This window comes from Deltaproteobacteria bacterium (assembly GCA_026712905.1).
In the GTDB taxonomy this organism is placed as follows: domain Bacteria; phylum Desulfobacterota; class Binatia; order UBA9968; family JAJDTQ01; genus JAJDTQ01.
Genome location: JAPOPM010000167.1, coordinates 1 through 2979 on the forward strand (window position 1 = coordinate 1; position 2979 = coordinate 2979).

Genomic DNA, 2979 nt, shown 5'->3' on the forward strand with positions numbered 1-2979 from the left:
CAAGGCGCTGATCCCGAAGATCTACGCGGCCTTCGAGGAGTTGGCCAAGTGGCTGCCGACGCACCATGACGAAGCCGCCACGATCATCGAGAAGGCGGCCGGCGTTCCCAAGGAGGCGTTCCTGATGGCACTGGCCACCGCCCGGTATCCGCTGGACGTGGTACCCGCGGCCGAGATCGAAAAGAACATCAAGGCGCTCTTCCAGGCCGGTATCGAAAGCGGCTACATGAAGCAGATGCCGGACGACGGCATCATCTACCGGGGCAAGGTCCGTTAGCGAAGCGCCCGCGCGCGCAACTCATCCGCTGACATGGAATCCGAGGCAACCCGCACCGAGTTGTCGCCGGCTCGGGCCCGGGAGGCGTGGCATACACGCATCCTGGGCCTCATGGCCGCCCGCAAGGAACCCATCATCTCCTTCGGCGTGATCCTGGTGACATGGCAGATCGCGTCCTTCTTCGTGGCTCCCTACCTGGTTCCCGGCCTGGGCGTCATCTTCGCTTCGTTCATCGAGATCGTCGCGAGCCTCACCTTGTTGGGAGACGTGCTCACCACCATGGGGAGGATCTTCCTCGGGCTCATCCTGGCCTTTATCAGCGGCACGATCCTGGGCGTGTTCATGGGCTTTACGGAATCGGTGGAGAAGTACACCCTGCCGGTGCTCCACTTCATCATGGGCATCCCGGCGCTCTCGTGGGTGGTCTTCGCCATCATATGGTTCAGCCACGTGGAGACGCGCATCGCCTTCATCCTGCTGGCCGGCTCCCTGCCCAACTTCGCGCTGATCATCCACGACGGCATCAAGAGCATCTCGAAGGAGTACCTGGACATGCTGCGGGCCATGCGCCCGACGCGGAAACAGCTCTTCGCCAAGCTGATCCTGCCGGGCATGATCCCGGCCGTGCTGACTTCGTGGAAGGTCAACCTCGGGCTCGCCGCGCGCGTGGTCATCGTCGCCGAGTTGGTGGGCGCCACCCGCGGCGTGGGCAACAAGCTGCTGCTGGCGCAGGAACTCTTCGAGATGCCCAAGGCCATTGCCTGGACGCTGGTGCTGGTGACGTTCCTGCTCATCACCCAGTTCGTCATTCTCTTTCTGGAGCACAAGCTGCTGCGCTGGCGTCCGGCGAAGCAGGGAGGGATGGCCACGTGAGCGCCGAACCCGTCGTTGAAATGCAGGATGTGCAGATGGTCTTCACATCCGTGGACGGCGACCGTTTCACCGCGGTGGAAGCGCTCGACCTGGAGGTGGGGAGCGGTGACGTCATCGCCATCGTCGGCAAGACCGGCTGCGGCAAGTCCACGACCTTCAACCTGCTGCTGGGCCTGGAACAGCCCACCTCCGGCTCCATAAAACTCCTGGGCCACGACCCTTTCAAGGAGTTCGACTGGTTCCGCTCGAAACTGGGAGTCATCTTCCAGACGGACCGCCTGCTGCCCTGGCGCACGGCGCTGGAGAACGCACGAGTCGGGCTCGAAATCCTCGAATACAGCGAAAAGGAACAGAACGACATCGCCCTGGAATGGCTGCACAAGCTGGAGCTGCAGGGCTTCGAGGACGCCTACCCCCATGAACTGTCCGGCGGCATGCGCCAGCGCGTGGGCATGGCCCGAGCCTTCTGCCTCACGCCCGAGATCTTCTTCGCCGACGAGGCCTTCGGCCACCTGGACCAGTCCACCGCCCGGCGCCTGCGCGAGGTGTTCCTGGAACTCGTGACCGAGAGCCGGAAGACCTGCCTCCTCATCACCCACAACATCCATGAGGCCCTGGAGATCGGCTCCCGCCTGGTGATCCTCGGCAAGCCCGGCCGGGTCCTCGCCGACATGGAAACCCCCACCAACGCCGGCCGCGCCGAAATGGCCGAGTTCGAGGACCGGGTCCTCGACATCATCGAGACCAACGAAGTCGTCGGGTGAAACGCTACGGGTTCTGGATCCTCGCCCTGGGCTGGCTTCCGGCGGGGTTGCTGCTCCAGGGAGTGGTCCGGTTCTTTCCGGGCGAGAGCGGCGCCTGGACTCCGGAGTTCGTCCTCATGGCCGGCGTCATGATGCTCCAGGGCCTCATCCCCGTGGCCCCCTGCGGCCTGCCCCTGGCCCTGGCCTGCCGGCGGCTCTGGCGCCTGGACTACCGCCGCACCGCCTGGAGCCTGGGCATCGGCCTGGGCGCCGTCACGACGCTCGCGGCGCTGTTCGCGGGGCTGCTGGGGCCGTTGGCGATCCTCGTTGCCGTCCTGGTGTTGAGCCTGCCGGCGTGGGGCGTCGCCCTGTTGCTCGGGCGACGGAAGCGGGAGCGGAGTGAAACAAACGGTGTGTAGGGGGCGACCCGCGGTCGCCCCCTGACCGGATTCCCACCGCAGCGTAGGGTCCTACCCCAGCATCTGGCTCGGCAGCCACAGGGAGATCTGCGGGAAGGTCACCAGGATGATGAGGGTCATGACGTCCATCAGGAAGAACGGCAGGATCCCCTTGAAGATGTCCTCCAGCCGCACCATGCCATGGGCGGCGGCATTCACGGTGTAGACGTTCATTCCCACCGGCGGAGTGATGAGGCCGATCTCGGAGGTCTTGATCACCAGCACGCCGAACCAGATGCCGCTGAAGCCCATCTCGATAACGATGGGGAAGACGATGGGCAGGGTGATGGCCATCATGGCGGCCGGGTCCATGAACATGCCCAGAAATACGTAGAGCAAAAGGAAACCGGCCAAGACCACGTAACGCGACAGGCCCGAGCTCACCAGATAGTCCGCCAACTCCGGGCCAACGTTGGTGATGGCCAGGAACCGGCTGAAGATGTAGGCGCCGATGATGATGGTGAACAGCATCGTGGTGGAGGTGGCGGTGTCGAGAACCGTGTTCCGCAACCTCTCGCGCGTGAAACTGCCCTTGAAGATCATGATCATGAAAGCGCCGAAGGCGCCGAAGGCGCCCGCCTCGGTGGGCGTGGCGATGCCCAGGTAGATGGCGCCCATGACGATGGCG

General features: G+C 64.5%; 5 protein-coding genes. 4 read left to right on the forward strand and 1 reads right to left on the reverse strand.

Annotated features, from left to right (window positions below):
• The 4 genes from OXF11_14005 to OXF11_14020 all read left to right on the forward strand — a co-directional run.
• Nucleotides 1-277: hypothetical protein (locus OXF11_14005; protein MCY4488211.1), on the forward strand; the 277-nt coding region annotated here is incomplete at its 5' end.
• Nucleotides 278-310: 33 nt separating this feature from the next.
• On the forward strand, nt 311-1150 hold the full coding sequence (locus tag OXF11_14010; GenBank protein ID MCY4488212.1) for an ABC transporter permease: 840 nt from the start codon (nt 311-313) through the stop codon (nt 1148-1150).
• Nucleotides 1147-1914 carry an ATP-binding cassette domain-containing protein gene (locus tag OXF11_14015; GenBank protein MCY4488213.1) on the forward strand — a complete coding sequence of 256 codons (768 nt, stop codon included), beginning with the start codon at nt 1147-1149 and terminating at the stop codon, nt 1912-1914. The genes OXF11_14010 and OXF11_14015 overlap by 4 nt, the downstream gene beginning before the upstream one ends.
• On the forward strand, nt 1911-2312 hold the full coding sequence (locus OXF11_14020) for a hypothetical protein (protein MCY4488214.1): 402 nt from the start codon (nt 1911-1913) through the stop codon (nt 2310-2312). The genes OXF11_14015 and OXF11_14020 overlap by 4 nt, the downstream gene beginning before the upstream one ends.
• A 51-nt stretch (nt 2313-2363) precedes the next feature.
• Here OXF11_14020 and OXF11_14025 read toward each other — a convergent pair.
• The coding region (locus OXF11_14025) for a TRAP transporter large permease subunit (protein ID MCY4488215.1) at nt 2364-2979 on the reverse strand (616 nt) is incomplete at its 5' end.